This window comes from Pseudoalteromonas sp. 2CM39R (genome assembly GCF_023161845.1).
In genome coordinates this window covers 404,595-424,740 of the sequence record NZ_JALNTM010000002.1, presented here as the reverse complement: position 1 = coordinate 424,740, position 20,146 = coordinate 404,595, and the positions used below count along the sequence as shown (strand labels likewise).

At 40.3% G+C, this 20,146-nt stretch carries 22 protein-coding genes and 2 tRNA genes; 12 read left to right on the top strand and 12 right to left on the bottom strand.

Features of this window, described 5'->3' with window-relative positions; all coding sequences use genetic code 11:
* The first annotated feature begins 54 nt into the window (after nucleotides 1–54).
* Nucleotides 55–501, top strand: a complete 447-nt coding sequence (locus MTF66_RS06015) for a DUF4826 family protein (RefSeq protein ID WP_248526732.1) — start codon at nucleotides 55–57, stop codon at nucleotides 499–501.
* 54 nt (nucleotides 502–555) lie between these two features.
* Here MTF66_RS06015 and MTF66_RS06010 read toward each other — a convergent pair whose 3' ends face one another.
* The 12 genes from MTF66_RS06010 to MTF66_RS05955 form a co-directional block, all read right to left on the bottom strand.
* Nucleotides 556–1,014: a GNAT family N-acetyltransferase gene (locus MTF66_RS06010; protein ID WP_248526730.1), complete on the bottom strand. Its 459-nt coding sequence runs from the start codon at nucleotides 1,012–1,014 to the stop codon at nucleotides 556–558.
* Between the two features lie 12 nt (nucleotides 1,015–1,026).
* Nucleotides 1,027–2,172, bottom strand: a complete 1,146-nt coding sequence (locus tag MTF66_RS06005) for a cupin domain-containing protein (RefSeq protein WP_248526728.1) — start codon at nucleotides 2,170–2,172, stop codon at nucleotides 1,027–1,029.
* A 73-nt stretch (nucleotides 2,173–2,245) separates the two neighbouring features.
* Nucleotides 2,246–3,616: an adenylosuccinate lyase gene (purB, locus tag MTF66_RS06000; RefSeq protein ID WP_248526726.1), complete on the bottom strand. Its 1,371-nt coding sequence runs from the start codon at nucleotides 3,614–3,616 to the stop codon at nucleotides 2,246–2,248.
* Between the two features lie 33 nt (nucleotides 3,617–3,649).
* Nucleotides 3,650–4,252: a high frequency lysogenization protein HflD gene (hflD, locus tag MTF66_RS05995; protein WP_054561602.1), complete on the bottom strand. Its 603-nt coding sequence runs from the start codon at nucleotides 4,250–4,252 to the stop codon at nucleotides 3,650–3,652.
* Entirely contained in the window at nucleotides 4,252–5,352 is a 1,101-nt protein-coding gene (gene mnmA, locus MTF66_RS05990) for a tRNA 2-thiouridine(34) synthase MnmA (RefSeq protein ID WP_058585134.1), read from the bottom strand. Before mnmA ends, hflD begins: the two co-directional genes overlap by 1 nt.
* Nucleotides 5,353–5,529: 177 nt before the next feature.
* Entirely contained in the window at nucleotides 5,530–5,964 is a 435-nt protein-coding gene (locus MTF66_RS05985; RefSeq protein ID WP_248526724.1) for an NUDIX hydrolase, read from the bottom strand.
* On the bottom strand, nucleotides 5,957–6,604 hold the full coding sequence (locus tag MTF66_RS05980) for an rRNA large subunit pseudouridine synthase E (protein WP_248526723.1): 648 nt from the start codon (nucleotides 6,602–6,604) through the stop codon (nucleotides 5,957–5,959). The genes MTF66_RS05985 and MTF66_RS05980 overlap by 8 nt, the downstream gene beginning before the upstream one ends.
* Nucleotides 6,604–6,933, bottom strand: coding sequence for a TusE/DsrC/DsvC family sulfur relay protein (locus tag MTF66_RS05975; protein WP_054561599.1), 330 nt, complete (start codon nucleotides 6,931–6,933; stop codon nucleotides 6,604–6,606). The genes MTF66_RS05980 and MTF66_RS05975 overlap by 1 nt, the downstream gene beginning before the upstream one ends.
* Before the next feature lie 3 nt (nucleotides 6,934–6,936).
* Entirely contained in the window at nucleotides 6,937–7,203 is a 267-nt protein-coding gene (locus MTF66_RS05970; protein ID WP_248526721.1) for a DsrH/TusB family sulfur relay protein, read from the bottom strand.
* Nucleotides 7,200–7,556 (bottom strand): sulfurtransferase complex subunit TusC, encoded by a 357-nt coding sequence (gene tusC / locus MTF66_RS05965; RefSeq protein ID WP_058585115.1) that lies wholly within the window; start codon nucleotides 7,554–7,556, stop codon nucleotides 7,200–7,202. The genes MTF66_RS05970 and tusC overlap by 4 nt, the downstream gene beginning before the upstream one ends.
* Nucleotides 7,553–7,906 carry a sulfurtransferase complex subunit TusD gene (gene tusD / locus MTF66_RS05960; protein WP_054551401.1) on the bottom strand — a complete coding sequence of 118 codons (354 nt, stop codon included), beginning with the start codon at nucleotides 7,904–7,906 and terminating at the stop codon, nucleotides 7,553–7,555. The genes tusC and tusD overlap by 4 nt, the downstream gene beginning before the upstream one ends.
* 55 nt (nucleotides 7,907–7,961) lie before the next feature.
* Nucleotides 7,962–8,627, bottom strand: coding sequence for a Bax inhibitor-1/YccA family protein (locus MTF66_RS05955; RefSeq protein WP_175082260.1), 666 nt, complete (start codon nucleotides 8,625–8,627; stop codon nucleotides 7,962–7,964).
* Nucleotides 8,628–8,886: 259 nt separating this feature from the next.
* On the opposite strand from MTF66_RS05955, the gene MTF66_RS05950 reads away from it, so the two are divergent.
* The 11 genes from MTF66_RS05950 to MTF66_RS05900 all read left to right on the top strand — a co-directional run bounded on the left by MTF66_RS05950 (nucleotide 8,887) and on the right by MTF66_RS05900 (nucleotide 20,136).
* Nucleotides 8,887–8,977, top strand: a tRNA-Ser gene (locus tag MTF66_RS05950).
* 41 nt (nucleotides 8,978–9,018) lie between these two features.
* Nucleotides 9,019–9,109: transfer RNA gene (locus tag MTF66_RS05945), tRNA-Ser, on the top strand.
* A 152-nt stretch (nucleotides 9,110–9,261) separates the two neighbouring features.
* Complete coding sequence (locus MTF66_RS05940) at nucleotides 9,262–9,657, top strand: hypothetical protein (RefSeq protein ID WP_054561595.1); 396 nt, start codon at nucleotides 9,262–9,264, stop codon at nucleotides 9,655–9,657.
* A 125-nt stretch (nucleotides 9,658–9,782) separates the two neighbouring features.
* Nucleotides 9,783–10,244 carry a GAF domain-containing protein gene (locus MTF66_RS05935; protein WP_054561594.1) on the top strand — a complete coding sequence of 154 codons (462 nt, stop codon included), beginning with the start codon at nucleotides 9,783–9,785 and terminating at the stop codon, nucleotides 10,242–10,244.
* The gene (locus tag MTF66_RS05930; RefSeq protein WP_054561593.1) at nucleotides 10,241–10,519 is read left to right on the top strand and encodes a hypothetical protein; all 279 of its coding nucleotides are present in this window, start codon (nucleotides 10,241–10,243) and stop codon (nucleotides 10,517–10,519) included. Before MTF66_RS05935 ends, MTF66_RS05930 begins: the two co-directional genes overlap by 4 nt.
* A 14-nt stretch (nucleotides 10,520–10,533) precedes the next feature.
* Nucleotides 10,534–11,184, top strand: coding sequence for an RNA chaperone ProQ (proQ, locus tag MTF66_RS05925; protein ID WP_055022158.1), 651 nt, complete (start codon nucleotides 10,534–10,536; stop codon nucleotides 11,182–11,184).
* Nucleotides 11,185–11,211: 27 nt separating this feature from the next.
* Complete coding sequence (prc, locus tag MTF66_RS05920; RefSeq protein WP_058585112.1) at nucleotides 11,212–13,236, top strand: carboxy terminal-processing peptidase; 2,025 nt, start codon at nucleotides 11,212–11,214, stop codon at nucleotides 13,234–13,236.
* A 178-nt stretch (nucleotides 13,237–13,414) separates the two neighbouring features.
* A complete protein-coding gene (nhaC, locus tag MTF66_RS05915) occupies nucleotides 13,415–14,896 on the top strand; it encodes a Na+/H+ antiporter NhaC (protein WP_248526720.1) in 1,482 nt (493 codons plus the stop codon).
* Between the two features lie 41 nt (nucleotides 14,897–14,937).
* Nucleotides 14,938–17,532 carry an aminopeptidase N gene (pepN, locus tag MTF66_RS05910; protein ID WP_248526719.1) on the top strand — a complete coding sequence of 865 codons (2,595 nt, stop codon included), beginning with the start codon at nucleotides 14,938–14,940 and terminating at the stop codon, nucleotides 17,530–17,532.
* Nucleotides 17,532–17,753 (top strand): DUF2835 domain-containing protein, encoded by a 222-nt coding sequence (locus MTF66_RS05905; protein WP_082401568.1) that lies wholly within the window; start codon nucleotides 17,532–17,534, stop codon nucleotides 17,751–17,753. The genes pepN and MTF66_RS05905 overlap by 1 nt, the downstream gene beginning before the upstream one ends.
* 298 nt (nucleotides 17,754–18,051) lie before the next feature.
* Nucleotides 18,052–20,136: a DUF1302 domain-containing protein gene (locus tag MTF66_RS05900; RefSeq protein ID WP_248526718.1), complete on the top strand. Its 2,085-nt coding sequence runs from the start codon at nucleotides 18,052–18,054 to the stop codon at nucleotides 20,134–20,136.
* Nucleotides 20,137–20,146 lie beyond the last annotated feature (10 nt).

Here is a 20,146-nt window from a genome sequence, read left to right as displayed (position 1 = left end):
ACAGCGCCATTTTAAACCTTAAAGTGTCAGAAATGTTGTAAAAGAGTAACCACCATGGAACAAAAACAAGCAAGACCATTAACACCAGAAGAACAAGCCGAAGCGCAAAAACAAAGTGTTATTTGGCAAAGAGAATGTTTCCAAAATGCACAAAAGCATTTAGCTGAAAAAGGCGTTATTCCGCAAACTGTTGTAGAAAAAGAAAGCCGTTTTATTGCGCCATTAGTAGCGATTTGGAAATTTAAAGCACAAAACGGTAAGAGCTATTGGGTGATCACCGGTCGTTTACCTACCGATCACGCTGAAGCAAGTGCAGCAAATAATGCACGTGAAGTATTACGTTATTTCTCAATGCACTGGCAAATGAAGGCTGATCAGCTAATGCAATCAGGTGCGGTAGATAAAACCAAAGTTGATTTTGCTAACCTGTTAATCAACCGTGCTCATGGTTTATATGAGCTATTTGAAAAAGAAGAAATGTGGCAAAACGAGCCTGCATAACTTCTAATAAAAAAGCTGAATAATGTTATTCAGCTTTTTTATTTAACATATACCTTAATGCACCAAAGTGAATGGCCGCGTATCAAATTGCTTAATAGGGCAGAGCATTCGCTGCCTTGGAATACCAGCCTCCATAAATACTAAGCCATCAACCGAAAAGCCATTTCGTTTAAATCTATCTACTTCGTTCAATATGCAATTAATGCTGACGCAATCACAGCCTTGCTTTTCAGCCATGCCTACTAAGTAATTCAATAATGATTTGTAAACCGAACGGTTACGATGTTCAGGTAAAACTGCAATACGCCCAATGAGGCCATCATTACATAAACGCCCAGTGGCAACTGGGCATTTACACTCGTCGGTCACGAGTACGTGATGTGCTGTTTTATCTAAATGATCAAACTCAATGTCTTTAGGAATATGTAGTTCGCATACAAATACTCGCTCTCTGATCTGTTGTAAGAGTTCCTTGTCGATACTCCATTCAACTTCATCTATTTGATAGCTCATAAACACACGCTCCTAACAAAACCAAATACCCTCATTTAAAAGTGTAGTAAAGGTTTTCAAGAAAATGTGATTATTTTTTGAACTATTTATGTCAGTAGAGGTCAAGCAGGTTTGATCTGTGAGCTTTGTTATTAATTCAAGGTCAGTTAAATCATGCATATAATTAACACCATTAATACTTAAAAGTATTTTATCGTCAATTACTTGATAAATGGCACGGGTACCACCTAAACGCTCAAAAACAACGTCTTCATCATTGAGTAAGTCATTTACGTCATCTAGTGTATATGGCTCCTCTAAAGGCGCTAAATCCATGTCATGTTTTGGCTGACTCATACTGTTACCAAGCCAAGTCTTGAATACTGCGTCATCATTAATCGCAGCAATCATAAGTTGCTTTACTTTTTCTGCTTCAGTTTGGTTAAGTTCACCTTTAGATGAACGCAACTTAAGCTCTGCATCACCATACCGTTGATTACCAAGCTCAGTATCGATGAGGTGATCGGCAAATTGTGATAATAAATCGCGTTGATTTGGCGCTCTAAAACCTACAGAGTAATTAAGTGCATTTTCAACTGCGTAACCTTCATGTGGGCAACCTGGTGGAATATAGAGAATATCTCCCGGCTCTAACACACAGTCGATCACGGCAGGAAATTGCTCAACTTGTAACAGGCTCTTATTTTGTGCAAATTGCTTTAAGTTCGCATCAGGTAAACCAACTCGCCAGTGGCGCTTTCCTTCACCTTGAATAATAAACACGTCGTATTGATCTAAATGCGGACCCACGCCACCACCCGGGGTAGAGTAGCTGATCATTAAATCATCGATACGCCAGTTTGGAATAAAGCGAAATGGCTCCAGTAGTTGTGCTGCATCGCTATGCCAATGGTCAACTGCTTGCACCAGTAATGTTGAGTGCTTTTCAGTTAGCAAGCTAAAGTCTTCAAAAGGACCATGGTATGCTTGCCAATCATCTGAGTGATTGGTCACAATACGTGATTCAATGCTTTCTTCCATGGCAAGACCGGCCAATTCTTCGGGCTCAATCGGATCTGCAAAATCCTTGAAGCCTTGCTTTATAAGTAATGGTTTTTTCTGCCAATACTCAGCTAAAAATTGCTCTTGGGTTAATGAATTGATGGTTAATTGATACATAACATGACCTAAGCGAATTGATATAAAAAAAGCGAAAGGAAGGCCTTTCGCTTTTTTAAGTCTTAAATTGAATTTAAGCTAAGTTGTCGATGAACTCAACAGCACGACCAATGTAATTAGCCGGAGTTAATTTTTTCATTTCTACTTTTGCTTCTTCAGGTAACTCAAGACCATCGATGAAATCAGCCATGATTTCTTGGTTTACGCGTTTACCACGAGTAAGGTCTTTAAGTTTTTCATATGGCTTTTCGATACCATATTTACGCATAACCGTTTGGATTGGCTCTGCTAGTAATTCCCAGTTTTGGTCTAGTTCTGCTAATAAACGCTCTTCGTTTACTTCAAGCTTGCTAACACCTTTTAATGTCGCTTGGTAAGCGATAAGTGTGTAGCCCATACCAACACCTAGGTTACGTAACACTGTTGAGTCAGTTAAGTCACGTTGCCAGCGAGAAACAGGTAGTTTTTGCGCAAGGTGAGTAAAGATAGCGTTAGCAATACCTAAGTTACCTTCAGAGTTTTCAAAATCAATCGGGTTTACTTTGTGAGGCATAGTTGATGAACCAATCTCACCTGCGATTGTTTTTTGTTTGAAGTGGTTAAGTGCAATGTAGCCCCAAACGTCACGGTCAAAATCAAGTAATACAGTGTTGAAACGTGCAACTGCATCGAATAACTCAGCAATGTAATCGTGTGGCTCGATTTGTGTTGTGAACGGGTTGAACGTTAAACCTAGGCTCGTTACGAACTGCTCAGCGTGGCTGTGCCAATCGTAATCTGGGTATGCACTTAGGTGAGCGTTGTAGTTACCTACAGCACCGTTGATTTTACCTAACATTTCTACCTTAGCAATTTGGTCACGTTGACGCTTTAAGCGCATGTAGACGTTTGCAAACTCTTTACCCATTGTAGAAGGAGTAGCTGGTTGACCGTGGGTACGTGTCATCATTGCAACTGATTTGTACTCAACTGCTTTTTCTTTTAATGCATTTAGAAGTTGGTCACAGTATGGAAGTAATACTTTGTCACGCGCTTCTGTCAGCATTAAACCGTGAGACAGGTTATTGATGTCTTCTGAAGTACATGCAAAGTGAATGAATTCGTTAACTGCGTTAAGCTCTGCGTTATCAGCTACTTTTTCTTTAAGTAGGTATTCAACTGCTTTTACGTCATGGTTAGTTGTGCGCTCGATCTCTTTAACGCGTGCTGCATCAGCTTCGCTAAAGTTATCAACAATGGCATTAAGTAAAGCATTAGCCTCGTCGCTAAATGCCGGTACTTCTTTGATTGCGCTAGCTGCAGATAAAGCTTGTAACCAACGAACTTCAACAGTTACACGGTATTTGATTAAACCAAATTCGCTGAAAATACTGCGTAGTTCCGTGGTCTTGCTGCCATAGCGACCATCTACCGGAGAGATAGCGGTTAACGCTGAAAGCTCCATAATGACTCCTAAATTGTCTAGTTTGAACGATAATTAAATTGATTGTTTAGCAATGGCGAGAATTTTTCTTTTTGCAAAGAAAAAGTGACGGCGTTTACCGCCCATTTGTCGCCATAACACGGCACTACGAATTCCGGCCAATAATAGGGCGCGAATTTTGTTTTGCGTGAGCTGCTGTTTTAATAACTCTGGCTTGCCATACACTTGAATACGATGCCCAAGGGGGCTTAGCACCGATGAGTAAATATCAGCAAGAGCTGCTACTACAGTATCATCTGTGATAGCAAAATGGTCGAGGCGACGTTTAACATCATCAATGCGACGACCTAATTCATTTAAGCTGTTTTGTTTTGAACTTAATGCACGTTCTAATTGCATTAAACCACCCACATATTTTACGATTTCGACGTCTTTGTCTGCGCCGGCAGAAAGCTGTGCAATCAAAATGCGATAGCCTTCACGTAAATTATGTTTACCCTGATACACGTCTTCAGGGCTATTTGGTGATGTTTCGACAATACAGTTTAGTAATTTTTCTAATTCGTGATCACTGCCTTGGCCATATTGCGCAACTTTTTGTACTTGTTTAGCAACTTGACACATGGCAGCTAAAGCCATGACTTGGTGCTCTGTCATTATTTGATCACCGAATCAATAATACCACCACCTAAACATACTTCGTCAGCGTAGAATACGGCTGATTGGCCCGGTGTCACTGCTTTTTGTGGTTCATCAAATAGTACGCGTGCCATACCGTCTTCACCAACAAGTAAAGTACAGCTGATATCTTCTTGGCGATAACGAGTTTTAACAGTACAGCGTGTGGTCCCTTTAGGGCCTTCGCGGTCAACCCAGTGAAGCTGGTTTGCATTTAAACCATTGCTGTACAGGCGAGGGTGGTCTTTACCTTGACCAACCACTAATACGTTACGATCAACGTCTTTATCAACTACATACCAAGGTTCACCCGAACCTTCTTTCATGCCGCCAATTAATAGACCTTTACGTTGACCAAGTGTGTGGTACATCAAGCCTTCGTGCTCACCCACTTCATTGCCATCGGTATCTTCAATTTTACCTGGCTGTGCTGGTAAGAACTTCTGTAAGAAGTCTTTAAATTTACGCTCACCAATAAAACAAATACCGGTACTGTCTTTTTTATCGTGGGTGATTAAGTCTTGCTCTTCAGCGATGCGGCGTACTTCAGGCTTGGCAATATCGCCAACAGGGAAAAGTGTTTGCGCAATATGCTCATGGCTTAGAGTGTATAAGAAATAGCTTTGATCTTTGTTGTCATCAAGGCCACGACACATTACAAATTTATCGCCGCGCTTTTCACGGCGAACATAGTGGCCAGTAGCGATGTAATCAGCACCAAGTGCTTGTGCTGCAAATTCTAAAAATGCTTTGAATTTGATTTCTTTATTACACATGATGTCTGGGTTTGGTGTACGACCTGCTTTGTACTCTGCTAAAAAGTATTCAAACACGTTGTCCCAGTATTCGGCTGCAAAATTTACAGTGTGAAGCTCAATACCTAGCTTATCGCACACAGCTTGTGCGTCTTGTAGGTCTTCAGCTGCAGCGCAATATTCATCATTATCGTCTTCTTCCCAGTTTTTCATGAACAGGCCTTCAACTTGATAGCCTTGTTGCTTTAATAAATACGCTGATACAGAAGAATCAACACCGCCGGACATACCCACGATGACTTTAATGTGACTATTTTCGCTCATAATATTCGCTGTCATTTTTTAACTGCTATGGAAAGGCCGATATTATATACCCAAACCACCTCAAGATGCGAGTTTCAGTTGGAATTAAAAGCGATTTAGGCAAGGTATTGATTGCAAGTAATAGTGGTTTGGGCATAGCAAACTTTTAGACACCCAAACCAGCCAAAATCACAGCGGTTATTGGTAAATCAAACTAAGTGGGTAGGCTTTACCAGCTAAATGATCTTTAATGCATTTTAAAACCAGAGGGCTTCTAAGTGGCAGGTTTTTAATTTGCTCAAGGCTAAACCAATCTGCGCTAAGAATGTCATCATCTTGGGGAGATGGTTCAAACAGCTCTGGGCTATTAAAAGCAAAGCTAAAACGCATATAGTGAACGCCATTTGCGGCATGCAAATTATAAATGCCAACAAGGTGACTGGCATTAAGGCTAATGCCAGTTTCTTCAATAAGTTCGCGATGAGCTGCTTCTGCTAAGGTTTCATTGGCTTCTAAATGACCCGCAGGCTGGTTATAGCAAATATTACCTGTATGTTTATCTCGCTCTTTAACAAGTAAAAATTTGTTTTGGCATGTGACGATGGCTGCCACTGTGACATTGGGTTTATGCATCAGGGTTGTTCACTACTTTAAACTGGCCATTATCTAATCCATCAAGGGTATAGTTACCAATGCTGTAACGAATTAATCGCAAAGTAGGGAAGCCAACATGTGCTGTCATACGGCGAACTTGGCGATTACGTCCCTCAGTGATAGATATTTCTAACCAGCTGGTTGGAATGTTTTTACGCTCGCGAACGGGCGGGGTACGTGGCCAAATTGACGGCTCGTCAATACGCCTAACCTTGGCAGGCTTGGTCATGCCATCTTTAAGCTCTACACCTTTGTTAAGTGCAAAGATAGCCTCATCAGTAACATCACCTTCTACTTGCACCCAATAAGTTTTAGCTGTTTTTTTATTGGGTTCTGTGAGTGTGTGTTGTAATTTACCGCAGTTTGTAAGTAGCAACAGTCCTTCGCTATCTCTGTCTAGGCGTCCTGCTGCATACACGTCTTTAATAGTAATAAAGTCGGCAAGCGTTTTGCGGTTTTGGTCATCGGTAAATTGGCAAAGCACATCAAATGGTTTGTTAAATAGCACCACTTTGCGCTGCTCAGGGCTAATTGCTTTTTTAACTTGGCGTTTTTGAGTCGGCCTTGAATAAGTTCGACCACTACTACGACGTGGTTTGCTATTGGCTTTATTAACCATTAAATACACCTAGCCGGTTTAGGTAAACCTGCAATTTTAGTCGCTTGCTTTGCTGGGCCTTTTGGGAATAGCTTATACAAATACATGCTATTACCTTTTTCTTCACCTAGCTTTTGGGCCATTGCTTTGACCAGCATGCGTATTGCCGGGCTGGTGTTGTACTCTACGTAAAAATCACGCACAAAATGCACAACTTCCCAGTGCTGCTCACTTAAGGTAATGTTCTCTTGCTCTGCAATAATGGGTGCAAGCTCTTCACACCAATCGTTTGAATCAAGTAAATACCCTTGTTTGTCTGTTTCTATCTGTTTGTTATTAAATTCAAGCATGGTTTACCAAGTAATCGTGTTTTTTGCGTTTAAAGTCATTTCTACAAACTGTGTATAGTTTATTGCGATATCGCCTTGATTAAATGAAATATCACGGGCTGTAGCGTCTTCTTCAAGTAAATGAATTGCTGAAGAGAATTGCTTAAACTGCATGTTGTTATAGCAAGCGTCACTAACAAGTAGCACTGTATCTTGTGAAGAAATTAAATTTGCCAACATATTATTGCAATAGTGAGCTAAGGGTTTTGAAAAAATATGCAAGGTACTCATAACGTCACCACCTGATGCTGTTGGCTAATTAAGTCTCGCTGTTGCTCAAAGTTAGCTACTTTAACATCGATAATCAGACTATCTTCTGAAAGGTTAAAATCCATTAACGACTTTTCACATACATATATGTTTTCAACATCGTATAACTCAAGGGTTTTAATGGTTTTAAAATAGTTTTTAATGCCAAGTTGCTCTGGTTGTTGATTTTTTTTCAAAGCTAAAACAGCCTCACCACTTAGAAGCCAACTAATGTTTTGTTCAATAGCGGCAAAAATTAGTGTGGTGTCGAGTGATTCACGAATATGTTGGTCATCAAATGGGCTATGTTGGCTTATTACTAAAATGTTTTTCATTTAAATTGCACCCATTTATCCGCTTCACTGACAAGCATCGCAAATTCTGCAAGCCCAGCGACGGTAAACACGCCTGTGTTATCGATATCTAAGCCACGCTTTTCAGCAGCAGTGACACATAGCAGTAGAGGGATCTCTTGCTCACTTAACGACTGCCACAAACGATTTATTGGAAGCTCGTCGCTGGCAAGTTCTAAATGGTTACTTGCGTGGTAAACACCAGCTTGATAAAGAAAGATAGCTGCAATTGAGTGACCAGAGTCAAGACAGGCCTGTGCAAATTTAATTAGCCGTTGAGTTGTGTCGTGATCGGTCGGCGCGGTATGAAGAGAAAGTACAAATTGTGCCAAAACGCATCCAATAAAAAAGCCCCTAGAAAGGGGCTATTTTAGCAGAACTATTTAATTAGTCATCACTTGCACCAAGTAGGTGAAGAAGAGACGTAAATAAATTATATACGTTAAGGTATAAAGCAACTGTTGCGCGGATGTAATTAGTCTCGCCGCCATTAATGATACGGCTAGTGTCAAATAAGATTAAACCAGACATAATTAGCACAACTGCAGCATTAATAACCATAAAGGTAATTGAGCTGCCAATAAATAAGTTAACTAGGCTTGCAATAATAACCACGATTAAACCCACAGTTAAAAAGCCACCCATAAATGAGAAGTCTTTTTTAGTGGTAAGCGCATAAGCCGACAAACCAAAGAAGATTAACGCAGTAGAGCCTAACGCTTGCATAATTAGCATAGGGCCATTTGGCATTGCAGCGTAGTAATTAAGCATTGGACCAAGTCCTGCGCCCATTAAACCTGTGAAAACAAATACCCAAGCAACACCTGAAGCACTGTCAGCCTTTTTGTGAACAACAAAAAGCACACCAAGTGAAATCAAGCTAAATACTAACCCCATAAAATAAGGTAGATTCATTGCCATTGATATACCTGCTGTCACTGCGCTAAATGCCAGTGTCATTGCCAGTAAGAAATAGGTATTCTTTAAAACTTTATTGGTTTCAATAGTCGACATTACTGGTCTTGCAGTATTGTACGATTGATTAAACGCCATTGTTAGAGCTCCTTTAAATGAACTTATACGTTCGTTAGTTCCAATTATTAAACTGAACTAAGCCTATCAAGAGTTATATATTTGGGCAAACTATTGTGGATCAATAGACAAGATAAATAATAGAAAAGTTCAATGTTGCGCACAAACTAAACGCTGTTGTACTAATGCTGAGCAAATTAATTGTTTTTTAATCACTTAAACAGTTTTTTGAAAAAAAAGCTTCACAAGCACGGCCGCTTTATCTATTATGCACGCCGTCGGAGAGATGGCAGAGTGGTCGAATGCACCGGTCTTGAAAACCGGCAGGGGTTTGTAGCCCCTCTAGGGTTCAAATCCCTATCTCTCCACCATTATTTTTACTACTGGCGTAAGCGAGTAGGTTTTCGCATTCGGAGAGATGGCAGAGTGGTCGAATGCACCGGTCTTGAAAACCGGCAGGGGTTTGTAGCCCCTCTAGGGTTCAAATCCCTATCTCTCCACCATCATTGAAGCCGCTGAATTTATTCAGCGGCTTTTTTGTTTCTTGTGCCTTTCATTTGGTCTGCAAATTACGACTATTGTCGATATTTCGCATTTTAACTAGTTAGTCCATGCTTAACACTTCTCGTATTATCTTTGTGACATTAGGGAATTTATGAAACATCGTTTAGCAAAGAGTGTAGGACTTTCTTTATTATCGCCTGTGATCATCGGTTGTATCTTAGGCCTTTATTATGCGTTTACACTTGAAGGAAATGGTTTAAACATTTTCTTTAACTTATTCGTTAGCGCAATCGCCAATGCCCACATTGTGGGTCTTACTATGGCAGCGTTTGTGGTACCTGGTTATTTACTTATGTATAAGTATGCAAAGGTTAATTATTCAGGTGTTCTGACACTTGGCTTACTAGGTGGCGCTATTTTCAGCTACTTACTTAGCGCTACAACAGGTATGGCTTTTATAGTCAATGCTGTGATGTCTGCTCTGGCAGCTGGACTGTTTTTATTTGGTTTAAGACAGGGCCTTACAACACAATCTTCTCATCAATAGCAGAATATTTAATCAAGCTGACTGAAATTGAGGGCAAAATGTTTTTTTTTGCCCTTAAAAGGTTTCATTTGTCGTCTACAAAGAGTACCTTTAGCTACTGTATGTTTAATAAGAAGTAGTTTGGTATGCAAAAGCAAGATTTTTACCAGTCATTAGTTAAACAAACTGAGTCGCTAATCACTGGTGAATCAAATGTTATTGCCAACATGGCAAATATTAGTGCGCTGTTATTTACCTCTTTAGAGGATATCAATTGGGCGGGCTTTTATTTAATGGATTCACCTGAAGAATTAGTGCTAGGGCCGTTTCAAGGTAATCCTGCATGTATCCGTATTCCAGTAGGTAAAGGGGTATGTGGAACTGCCGCGCAAACACAACAGACACAACTCATTGAAGACGTGCATGCATTTGCTGGTCATATTGCCTGTGATGCTGCATCTAATTCTGAAGTAGTTGTGCCGATTTTCAAAGACGGTAAAGTATTTGCTGTACTTGATATCGACAGCCCAAGCATTGCGCGATTCGATGCTGATGATCAAGCTGGTTTAGAAGCATTGGTAAAATGCTTTGAGGCAAATCTAAAATGAAAGATCTGCTAAATGTGCAAGATTACCTCTTTGCAATCCAAGATGTTGGTGATTGGGAAGGGGAAGAAGAAGTTGTTGCCGAAAGGCTCAACGACTTGATTCACATGGCATGGGAACGTCTACCGGATGACCTTGACTGTGAATCAATTGATGAAATTATAAATGGTATTTGGGAACACCTTCGTGGTGATTTAGCGCTTATTGAAGCGGACTTCGAAGAGTTGACCGACTGGGTAACACACTATGTCGATTCATCACTTGATGAAAAGATGTAATAAAAGGTTCTAACATGGAAACCACAAACAAGCTAAAAGATATTAATGAAGTACTGGATTTCTTATACCAAGAATTTCCAAAATGTTTTAAACAAAAAGACGGTATTCAGCCGCTTAAAGTAGGTATTTTTAAAGATATCGCTGAGCGTATTGAAGGTTCTGAGAAAGTAAGTAAAACTCAGGTTCGTCAAGCACTAAGAAAGTACACCTCAAACTGGCGCTATTTAGAAGCTGTGACTAAGTCTGAGTTCCGTATCGATCTTGATGGTAATCAAGACGAAAAAGTAGAACAAGAGCACATTGAGCACGCACAAAAAGCGTTAGAAGAAAGCCGCGCTAAAATGGCGAAGCGTAAGAAGCCACAACGTCCACGCAAAGACGGTGACACAAAATCTTACAAAAAGAATAGTGGCCACCACGCTAAATCTGGCGAAAAAGGCGCTAAAGTAAATAATAAGCCTGCTAAAGCTGCTCCTGCAAAACGTTCAGGAAAAGTTGAACCTTTACCTGCCTCAGAGGTCAAGGTTAATAGCAAAGTTAAAGTTAAACTTGGCCAAGCACTTGTAAACGCGGTTATTACTGAAGTGAATAAAGATGAAGTTCACGTTGAGTTAGTAACAGGGATGCAAGTTAAGACCAAAGCAGACAGCCTGTATATCATTTAATAGCTGTAAAAAATAAAGGAGTTGTGTATGAGTAAAAAGTTTACGCTCATTCCGTTAGTCGCTGCCCTGTTTTCAGGTTCATTATTGGCATCTTCAGACAATCTGACTGAAAAAGACCTGCCAGTACTCAAGCAAGAAAGCCAACATAGTACGGCAAGCAAACGGGTGACAAACTTATTTACTCGTGCACACTACAAACCAATTAAATTTAACGATGAATTATCTGAGAAGGTTTTTGATCGTTACATTGAATCTCTCGACTACAATAAAAATGTGTTTTTAGCGTCTGACATTGCCTCGTTTGAGCAATATAAAGACCAGTTTGATAATGCATTGTCGACAGGTAAATTGGGATTTGCCTTTGATATTTTTAACTTAAGTTTAAAACGTCGTTTTGAACGCTATGACTATTCTTTATCGTTACTTGAAAACGAAATGAAGTTCGATAAAGAAGATGAGTATCTGTTTGACCGCGAAGACGCTAATTGGGCAACAAGCCAAGCTGAGCTTGATGAACTTTGGCGTCAGCGCGTTAAATACGATGCTTTACGATTAAAAATGACTGGTAAAGATTGGCAAGGCATTAAAGAAGTCTTGACCAAACGTTACCACAACGCGCAAAAGCGTTTAGTACAAACGAACAGTGAAGATGCGTTTCAAATCGTGATGAATTCATTCGCACGAAGCATTGAAGCGCATACCTCTTATTTATCACCTCGTCGCGCTGAGCAATTCAAGATGGACATGGATCTTGAATTAGAAGGTATTGGTGCGGTACTTAGTTATGACGAAGATTACACGGTAATCCGTAGCCTAGTACCTGGCGGTCCGGCTGATAAGTCTGAACAAATTAAAGCAGATGACCGAATTATTGGTGTTGCCCAAGAAGGTGAAGAATTTGTTGATGTGATTGGCTGGCGTTTAGATGACGTAGTTGATTTAATCAAAGGCCCTAAAGGGACAAAAGTTCGCCTGCAATATCTAAAAGGGGCTGATGCTCACGGTACACCAAAAGTGGTTGAAATCACGCGTGATAAAATTCGCTTAGAAGACCGCGCTGCAAAATCTGAAGTATTTGAAGCAAAATATTCAGACTTAACCAGCAAAATTGGTGTGATTGAAATCCCTGGTTTCTACAACAATTTATCACAAGACGTTAAAGTTGAAATTGCAAAATTAAAAGAAGCCAAAGTAGACGGTATCATCATCGATTTACGTCAAAACGGCGGCGGTTCACTTTACGAAGCGACTCAGCTTTCTGGCTTATTTATCGATCAAGGTCCTGTAGTACAAATTCATACGCTAAATAATCGTATTGAAGAGCAAAAAGACCGTGACGGCGTTACTTTTTATGATGGCCCATTGACTGTGTTAGTTGACCGCTACAGTGCATCTGCATCAGAGATTTTTGCAGCTGCAATGCAAGATTACGGCCGTGCTATTGTGATTGGTGAGCAAACCTTTGGTAAGGGTACTGTACAGCAGCACAAACCACTTGGCCGTGCTTATGACCTATACGACCACCCATTAGGTAGCGTGCAATATACCATTGCAAAATTCTACCGAATTAACGGCGGAAGCACACAGCACAAAGGCGTTATTCCAGATGTGTCATTCCCATCGGCAATTGAGCCATCAGAGTGGGGCGAGAGTCAACAAGATAACGCCTTACCTTGGGATAGCATCATACGTGCTAAGTACAACTCTGTTGATAACCTAAAACCAGCGATTGCTTACGTTAATAAGCTTCATGATGCGCGTATTGCAGATGAGCCTGAATTTGGTTATGTGTTTGCTGACATTGAGCGCTATCAAGAAGAGAAAGACCGTAAGACTATCTCATTGGTTGAAGCGACGCGTCTAAAAGAGAAAGACGAAGGTGAAGAACGCGCGTTAGAACGTGCTAATGAACGACTTGTTCGCCTTGGTGAAAAGCCAGTAGAGAAGCTTGACGATTTACCTGATAGCCTTGACGAGCTAGACCCTTTCTTAGAAGAAGCGGCATTAATCACCCAAGATTATATAAAATATGGTCGTATCGCTAAGAAATGATTAGCAATTAATTAGCAATATCGATTAATAAAAAGGCGCTTAAGCGCCTTTTTTGCTACCTAAAACAGGTTAGATTGGTATAATCACAAAATCTGGCTGCATAAGGCCACTGAAGTTTTGCGTCAAAGCTTACAATAATAATTAAACACGCCACATAAGACGTGTAGGAGACTATCTTTTGAATTCAATTGAAGAGAAGCCAATTAAACAGGCCAGTTTTTTAGATGCTTTAATCCCAATTACTGTGCTCGTGTGCCTACTAGGCGCTGCTGTTTATTTATTCGGTGATAACTCATCATCGGGTCCTAACCAAATCGCTTTATTATTCGCTACATTTACCGCGGCATTAATTGGCTTAAAAAATGGTTACACCTGGAAGAAACTAGAACAAGCCATGATTGAGGGGATCACCTTATCCCTTGGAGCAATTATTATACTGTTAATGGTTGGGGCCTTAATCGGTACTTGGTTGTTATCAGGAACTGTACCCACTCTAATTTACTATGGCTTACAAATTATCAATCCAAGCTGGTTCTATGCCGCTAGCTGTTTGATTTGTGGCATTGTGGCTATGAGTATTGGTAGCTCTTGGACTACAGCCGCGACTATTGGTGTGGCGTTATTAGGTGTTGCAACTGGTCTTGGTTTAGAGCAAGTCGTCACGGCAGGGGCGGTGATTTCCGGTGCCTACTTTGGTGATAAATTAAGCCCGCTTTCTGAAACAACGAACCTAGCACCAGCAGTGGCAGGGGCTGATTTATTTGAGCATATCCATCACATGCTTTGGACTACAGTGCCAAGCTTCATTATTGCGTTAATTATTTTTATTTTTATGGGCTTTAATGCCGGCGGTTCTGCTGAAGCTGGACGTATTGATGAAATCGTTAATTTATTAGAACAAAACTTTAATATTGGTTTTGAAATGCTAGTACCACTGGTGGTGTTGCTGTTTTTAGCAATTCGTAAAATGCCAGCTTTCCCAGCTATTTCGATTGGTGCGGTGTTAGGTGCAATTTGGGCTATGTTATTTCAATCAGATTTAATTAATAGTCAAATTGATGCATCACAAGGCCAAGCAATTGGTTACTTCAAATTAGTTTGGACAACATTCTTCGATGGTTTCAGCATTAACACTGGCGATGAAAAAATGGATTCACTATTAAGCGGTGGTGGTATGGCTGGCATGCTCACAACCACTTGGCTGATTATGACGGCCTTGATGTTTGGCGCTATCATGGAAAAAACCGGCTTACTTGATATGTTCGTTAAGAGCATCTTAAAAATTGCTAAAAGCACGGGTTCTCTTATCACTGCAACGATTGCAACCTGTATTGGTACCAATGCGGTTGCAGCTGACCAATATATCGCGATTGTTGTTCCTGGACGTATGTTTAAAGACGAATATGAAAAACGCGGTTTAAAGCCTGTTAACTTATCTCGCACATTAGAAGATGGTGGCACAATTACTAGCCCACTTATTCCTTGGAATACCTGTGGTGCCTACATGCAAAGTGTTTTACTAATCAATCCATTTGACTATGCAATGTACGCGTTCTTTAATTTAATTAATCCATTCTTAGCGGTTGTTTATGCCTATTTTGGTATTAAAATTTTACGTATTACCCCAAAACATCTTAAACAAGAAGCTAACGCCGAATAAACTATTTAGGCCCTGCTAAGCAGGGCCATTTGGAGTCAGTAATGTCTGCTACGAGTAAACCTCAAGCTCAATATTTAAAAGATTACCAAGCCCCACAATTTTCAATCCAACATATCGATTTACGCTTCGAATTAGCCCCTTTAAAAACATCAGTGCAGTCAACAATGACAATCAATCGTACCGATGAAAGCAATGCAGATCTTGCGCTAGATGGTGTTGATTTAACGCTAATTTCATTGATGGTTGATGACAAAGCGTATGATGATTACACGCTTGAAGATGAAAAGCTGATCATCCATAACTTACCTGAAAGCTTTATTCTGAAAATTGAAAACCATATTGATCCGCAAACGAATACCTCTTTAGAAGGTTTGTACTTGTCGGGTGGTGCTTACTGTACGCAATGTGAAGCTGAAGGTTTTAGAAAGATTACCTATTACCTTGACCGCCCAGACGTACTTGCCAGCTTTGATGTCACAATTATTGCCGACAAAAAGTACACTCACTTACTGTCTAATGGTAACCAAATTGAATCAGGTAACTTAGATGACGGTCGTCATTTTGTAAAATGGCAAGACCCATTTAAAAAGCCTAGCTACTTATTTGCATTAGTCGCCGGTGATTTTGACGTATTACGTGACCACTATACGACACAGTCTGGACGAAAAGTTGAATTAGCTTTGTTTGTTGATAAAGGTAATTTATCAAAAACGCCTCATGCCATGACTTCTTTAAAGAAATCAATGCAATGGGATGAAGAGCGCTTTAACCTTGAATACGATTTAGATATTTACATGATTGTTGCCGTTGATTTCTTCAACATGGGCGCAATGGAAAATAAAGGCTTGAATATCTTTAACTCTAAATGTGTTCTGGCGAATCAAGAAACAGCCACAGACAAAGATTACCATACGATTGAATCTATTGTAGGGCACGAGTACTTCCATAATTGGACCGGCAACCGTGTTACTTGCCGTGACTGGTTCCAACTGTCGTTAAAAGAAGGCTTAACAGTTTTCCGTGACCAAGAGTTTAGTAGTGATTTAGGCTCTCGTGCACTTAATCGCATTGATGCGGTTAAAGTCATGCGTACTCACCAGTTTAGTGAAGATGCAGGCCCAATGGCGCACCCAATTCGCCCTGAAAAAGTTATTGAAATGAATAACTTTTATACTGTGACTGTGTATGACAAAGGGGCTGAAGTTATTCGCATGATGCACACCTTACTGGGAGAAGATAAGTTCCAGCAAGGTATGGCATTGTATTTCGAGCGCCATGACGGACAGGCTGTTACCTGTGATGATTTTGTGGCTGCCATGAGTGATGCATCTGGCATTGATTTAACGCAATTTAAGCGCTGGTATAGTCAAGCGGGTACACCTAAGCTCAATGTTGAGCAAGCGTATGATGAACAAAACCAGACTTTCACATTAAGTATTGAGCAGTTTGCACCTGATAATCAGCCTAACAATGCCTTACTGCATATTCCTTTTGCTATTGAGCTTTTAGATAGTGAAGGGCAGTCGTTACCCCTTGTGATTGATAATCAGCCACAAGATTCGGTATTGAATGTCACAGAAAAAACACAGCAGTTTGTTTTCGAGGGCATTAAACAGCGCCCAGTCGCAGTGCTACTAGAAGATTTCTCTGCGCCATGCATCGTTAATCAAAATACATCTGCCGCTGATCTGTTACATATTATGCGTTTTGCTCGCAGTGACTTTTCACGTTGGGATGCTCAGCAGCGCTTATTTACTAATGAAATGAAAGCGGCGATTGCCAGTGGTGAAGCTTGCTTATCTGATGATATCTTGTCGGCATTAAAGCTATTAGTTGATAATCGTGAAGGTGACCTTGCATTGATTGCTGAGCTGTTAAAACTGCCTAGCTACGATACTCTTGCAGCAGAATATGCCGTCATCCCTGTTGATGACATTATTGCTGTTCAAAATGCATTTGAATCGCAAATTGCCAACTTCCTAACAGAATCATTGGTTAATTGTTATAACGCGCTTGAAGATGATGGTTCAACATCTGCTACAGCCGTTGCAGTGCGTGCTCTTAAGCAACTTTGTTTACACTATTTAGCGAAAACAAATCACAGCGATGTTAATGGCCTTATCGAAGAGTCTGCCCACAGTAATAATATGACCAATGCACTTGCTGCATTAAGTGCTGTTGTAAAAGCAAATCACTCACTATGTGATACGCTTTTAACAGAGTTTGATGCGAAATGGCGTCATGATGTGCTCGTTATGGATAAATGGTTTGCATTGCAAGCGATGAAAGATTCAGCAACGAGTATCAGCGATATTAAAGCGCTCTATGATCACCCAAGTTTTGACTTTGGTAATCCTAACCGTGTTCGTGCTTTGGTTGGTAGCTTTAGTCACTTTAATATTACTCAATTCCATCGAGCCGATGGTGAAGGGTACCAGCTATTAGGTGACTTATTAGTGAAGCTTAATGATATTAACCCGCAAAATGCATCACGCATGCTAACGCCATTTATGTCATGGAAACGCTATGATGAAAATCGTTCTGCGGCAATGAAAGCACAACTTCAACGTTTAGCTGATTTAGACGGCCTCAGTGATGATTTGTTTGAAAAAGTAGAGAAAGCACTCGAAAGTTAATGACAGAGTACTATTTTGCCTTGTATCTGAGTTACTCAGAGTGTCTTGATTACTATCATGGTAAATATAAATCTGTGCAAGTCACAGAAGATGGTGGTAAGACAGTTCGCTTTGACGCTCACCATTTGCGTCCTTTTATTTCTTCACTAGGAATAAGAGGGCGCTTTAGGTTGACATTAACGGCTGAAAATCAGTTTTTAAAACTCGAGAAAATTAGTTAAAAAAGCAGCATTAGCTGCTTTTTTTGTAATATTTGTCGTCCAAAATGCTAAATTTCACTGTCCCCAATTCGCTAAATTTATTATATTTTTGTTAATTCGATTTGTTCTATTGTTAATTTACGTGTATAAAATATCTGGTATGACGTCTTACCAATACGTAAACGTCACATTTTTAAATAAATATTAACCGATTGAACGCGTTCTATATTGTAATTTTACTGTTTCGCTTCTATCGTTAGAAAGATACTAAAAACAACAATTTGATCACAAAACAACCCGTTACAGGGGGATGAACACAATGATAAAACGATCGCTTTTTGTTAAAAACAAAATAGCTTTGGGACTCGCGGTGGCTACACTCGGACTCTCAAGCACATCTTTGCATGCGGCAAACTTTGAGTTAGGTGACTTCGATATACGTTTTGACTCTAACTTTTCTTATGGCCAAAGCATTCGTGTTGAAGACCGAGATTTTCAACATATAGGTAAGAGTAATAATCCTTCATTTGACTGGACGGGTTATCATTCTGCTTTAAATCCAATTTATTCTTCTGCTGATGTATGGAACCAACCAGGTGCATACTCAAATAATGGTGATGCAGGTAACCTCAATTTTGATAGTGGTGATTCATTCTCAAAATTATTAAAAGGTAACCATGAGTTATCAATCAGCAAAGATAATTTTGGTTTCTTCACTCGCTTTATGTACTTCTACGACTTTGCCTTGATGGATGGTGATTACGCTTATAGCAACCCAACATCAGGTAACAAAGTTGACCCATGTGACGATGACGACACAAAAGAACAAGTGTGTGCTGATTTACGTTTACTAGACGCTTATGTTTGGGCAAACTTTGATTTAAATGAAGGCCGTAACCCGCTGTCTATTCGTTTAGGCCAACAAGTTGTGAACTGGGGTGAGAGTACCTTGATTTCTCATGGTATTAACGTTAACCCAGTTGATATCGATCGTTTAAAAGCGCCAGGTGCAGAGTTAAAAGAAGCTTTCATACCTGTTGGTATGCTTTGGGCATCACTAGGCATTACAGATAACTTAACGCTAGAAGGTTTCTACCAATATGAATGGCATGAAACACGTCTTCCAGCGGCTGGTACATACTTCTCGACCAATGATTTCGCGTCAGAAAATGGTTATCAGCAAAATATCCAATTGGGCTTCACGTCTAACCCGGATATCGATTTAGCATTCTTAACTGAAAGCTTAAATAATTTAGATGACATTGTTCGCTCGCAAGGTGTTGATCCTACATCTGCACAAGGCCAAGCAATGATGGCGCAAATGTACCTAGCTTACCCAACCAAAGTGGCGTTAAAAGGCAAAGGTGGTGCAGGTAAAAATGAGCCAGACGATGGTGGCCAGTATGGTTTACGTTTAGGTATGTACTTACCTGAATTAAACGACACTGAAGTGGCGTTATACCACATTAACTATCATAGCCGTCGTCCGGTAATTTCTGGTCAGGTATCAAACTTCACTGATGCGGCAATCGCTGCTGATATCGGTATGTTATTAACTACAGATATCACAGAAGATAATGTAACTAATCTTCAAGCATTCACTAAAGGTCAGTTAGAATACCCAGAAGATATTAAACTGTACGGTCTTAGCTTCAATACATCAGTAGGCGAAACGGCACTTGCTGGTGAATTTGCATTCCGTCAAGATGAGCCTCTGCAAATTGATGACGTAGAGCTTTTATATGCGGGTATGCCAGAGCAATTAGCAGTTGCAGGTATTCGTCCTGACTTTGCTGGTATTTCACAAATGAGCCCAGGCGATGCTACAAGCGTTGTAGGCCCTGGTGAAGTAGCACAAGGATTTATCCTACGTAACACTGCACAATTACAATTTACAGCAACACACCTATTTGGCCCTTCACTTGGAGCTGATAGCTGGGCGGTAGTTGGTGAAATTGGTGGTGTACGCATTAACGATATGCCAGATTACGATGAGCTTCGTTTAAATGTTGCTGGTACTGGTCGAAGCGGTATTATGCAAGGCCCATTAAGTGATGATTATTCAACTCTTCACTTAGGTCTTTCTAATGGTCCTGAAACGAATCCGTTCCCAACGGCTTCTGCATGGGGTTATCGTTTAATTGCGAAAGGTGATTATTATAACTTCTTCAGTGGTGTTAACTTCTCTCCACGTTTTGTGTTCTCGCACGATGTGAATGGTATTACACCTGATCCAATGTTCTTATTTGTTGAAGACCGTAAATCGCTCGGTGTTACTATGAACTTCAACTATCAAAATGCGTGGTCGTTCGACTTTAGCTACAACTCATTCTGGGGTGGTGGCGCAACGAATACTTTCTCTGACCGCGATTATGTATCTTTCAATATTAAATATTCAATCTAAGGGTAAATTA

What these genes read in the sequence shown, in the direction of transcription:
- MTF66_RS05955 (WP_175082260.1), bottom strand. Translation starts at nt 8,627, where the DNA reads ATGGCGTTTAATCAATCGTACAATACTGCAAGACCAGTAATGTCGACT.
- MTF66_RS06015 (WP_248526732.1), top strand. Translation starts at nt 55, where the DNA reads ATGGAACAAAAACAAGCAAGACCATTAACACCAGAAGAACAAGCCGAA.
- MTF66_RS05905 (WP_082401568.1), top strand. Translation starts at nt 17,532, where the DNA reads ATGACAGAGTACTATTTTGCCTTGTATCTGAGTTACTCAGAGTGTCTT.
- MTF66_RS05935 (WP_054561594.1), top strand. Translation starts at nt 9,783, where the DNA reads ATGCAAAAGCAAGATTTTTACCAGTCATTAGTTAAACAAACTGAGTCG.
- MTF66_RS06005 (WP_248526728.1), bottom strand. Translation starts at nt 2,172, where the DNA reads ATGTATCAATTAACCATCAATTCATTAACCCAAGAGCAATTTTTAGCT.
- MTF66_RS05940 (WP_054561595.1), top strand. Translation starts at nt 9,262, where the DNA reads ATGAAACATCGTTTAGCAAAGAGTGTAGGACTTTCTTTATTATCGCCT.
- MTF66_RS05975 (WP_054561599.1), bottom strand. Translation starts at nt 6,933, where the DNA reads ATGCTTGAATTTAATAACAAACAGATAGAAACAGACAAACAAGGGTAT.
- MTF66_RS05900 (WP_248526718.1), top strand. Translation starts at nt 18,052, where the DNA reads ATGATAAAACGATCGCTTTTTGTTAAAAACAAAATAGCTTTGGGACTC.
- MTF66_RS06010 (WP_248526730.1), bottom strand. Translation starts at nt 1,014, where the DNA reads ATGAGCTATCAAATAGATGAAGTTGAATGGAGTATCGACAAGGAACTC.
- MTF66_RS05930 (WP_054561593.1), top strand. Translation starts at nt 10,241, where the DNA reads ATGAAAGATCTGCTAAATGTGCAAGATTACCTCTTTGCAATCCAAGAT.
- hflD (WP_054561602.1), bottom strand. Translation starts at nt 4,252, where the DNA reads ATGACAGAGCACCAAGTCATGGCTTTAGCTGCCATGTGTCAAGTTGCT.
- prc (WP_058585112.1), top strand. Translation starts at nt 11,212, where the DNA reads ATGAGTAAAAAGTTTACGCTCATTCCGTTAGTCGCTGCCCTGTTTTCA.
- MTF66_RS05980 (WP_248526723.1), bottom strand. Translation starts at nt 6,604, where the DNA reads ATGGTTAATAAAGCCAATAGCAAACCACGTCGTAGTAGTGGTCGAACT.
- MTF66_RS05970 (WP_248526721.1), bottom strand. Translation starts at nt 7,203, where the DNA reads ATGAGTACCTTGCATATTTTTTCAAAACCCTTAGCTCACTATTGCAAT.
- tusC (WP_058585115.1), bottom strand. Translation starts at nt 7,556, where the DNA reads ATGAAAAACATTTTAGTAATAAGCCAACATAGCCCATTTGATGACCAA.
- proQ (WP_055022158.1), top strand. Translation starts at nt 10,534, where the DNA reads ATGGAAACCACAAACAAGCTAAAAGATATTAATGAAGTACTGGATTTC.
- MTF66_RS05985 (WP_248526724.1), bottom strand. Translation starts at nt 5,964, where the DNA reads ATGCATAAACCCAATGTCACAGTGGCAGCCATCGTCACATGCCAAAAC.
- mnmA (WP_058585134.1), bottom strand. Translation starts at nt 5,352, where the DNA reads ATGAGCGAAAATAGTCACATTAAAGTCATCGTGGGTATGTCCGGCGGT.
- pepN (WP_248526719.1), top strand. Translation starts at nt 14,938, where the DNA reads ATGTCTGCTACGAGTAAACCTCAAGCTCAATATTTAAAAGATTACCAA.
- purB (WP_248526726.1), bottom strand. Translation starts at nt 3,616, where the DNA reads ATGGAGCTTTCAGCGTTAACCGCTATCTCTCCGGTAGATGGTCGCTAT.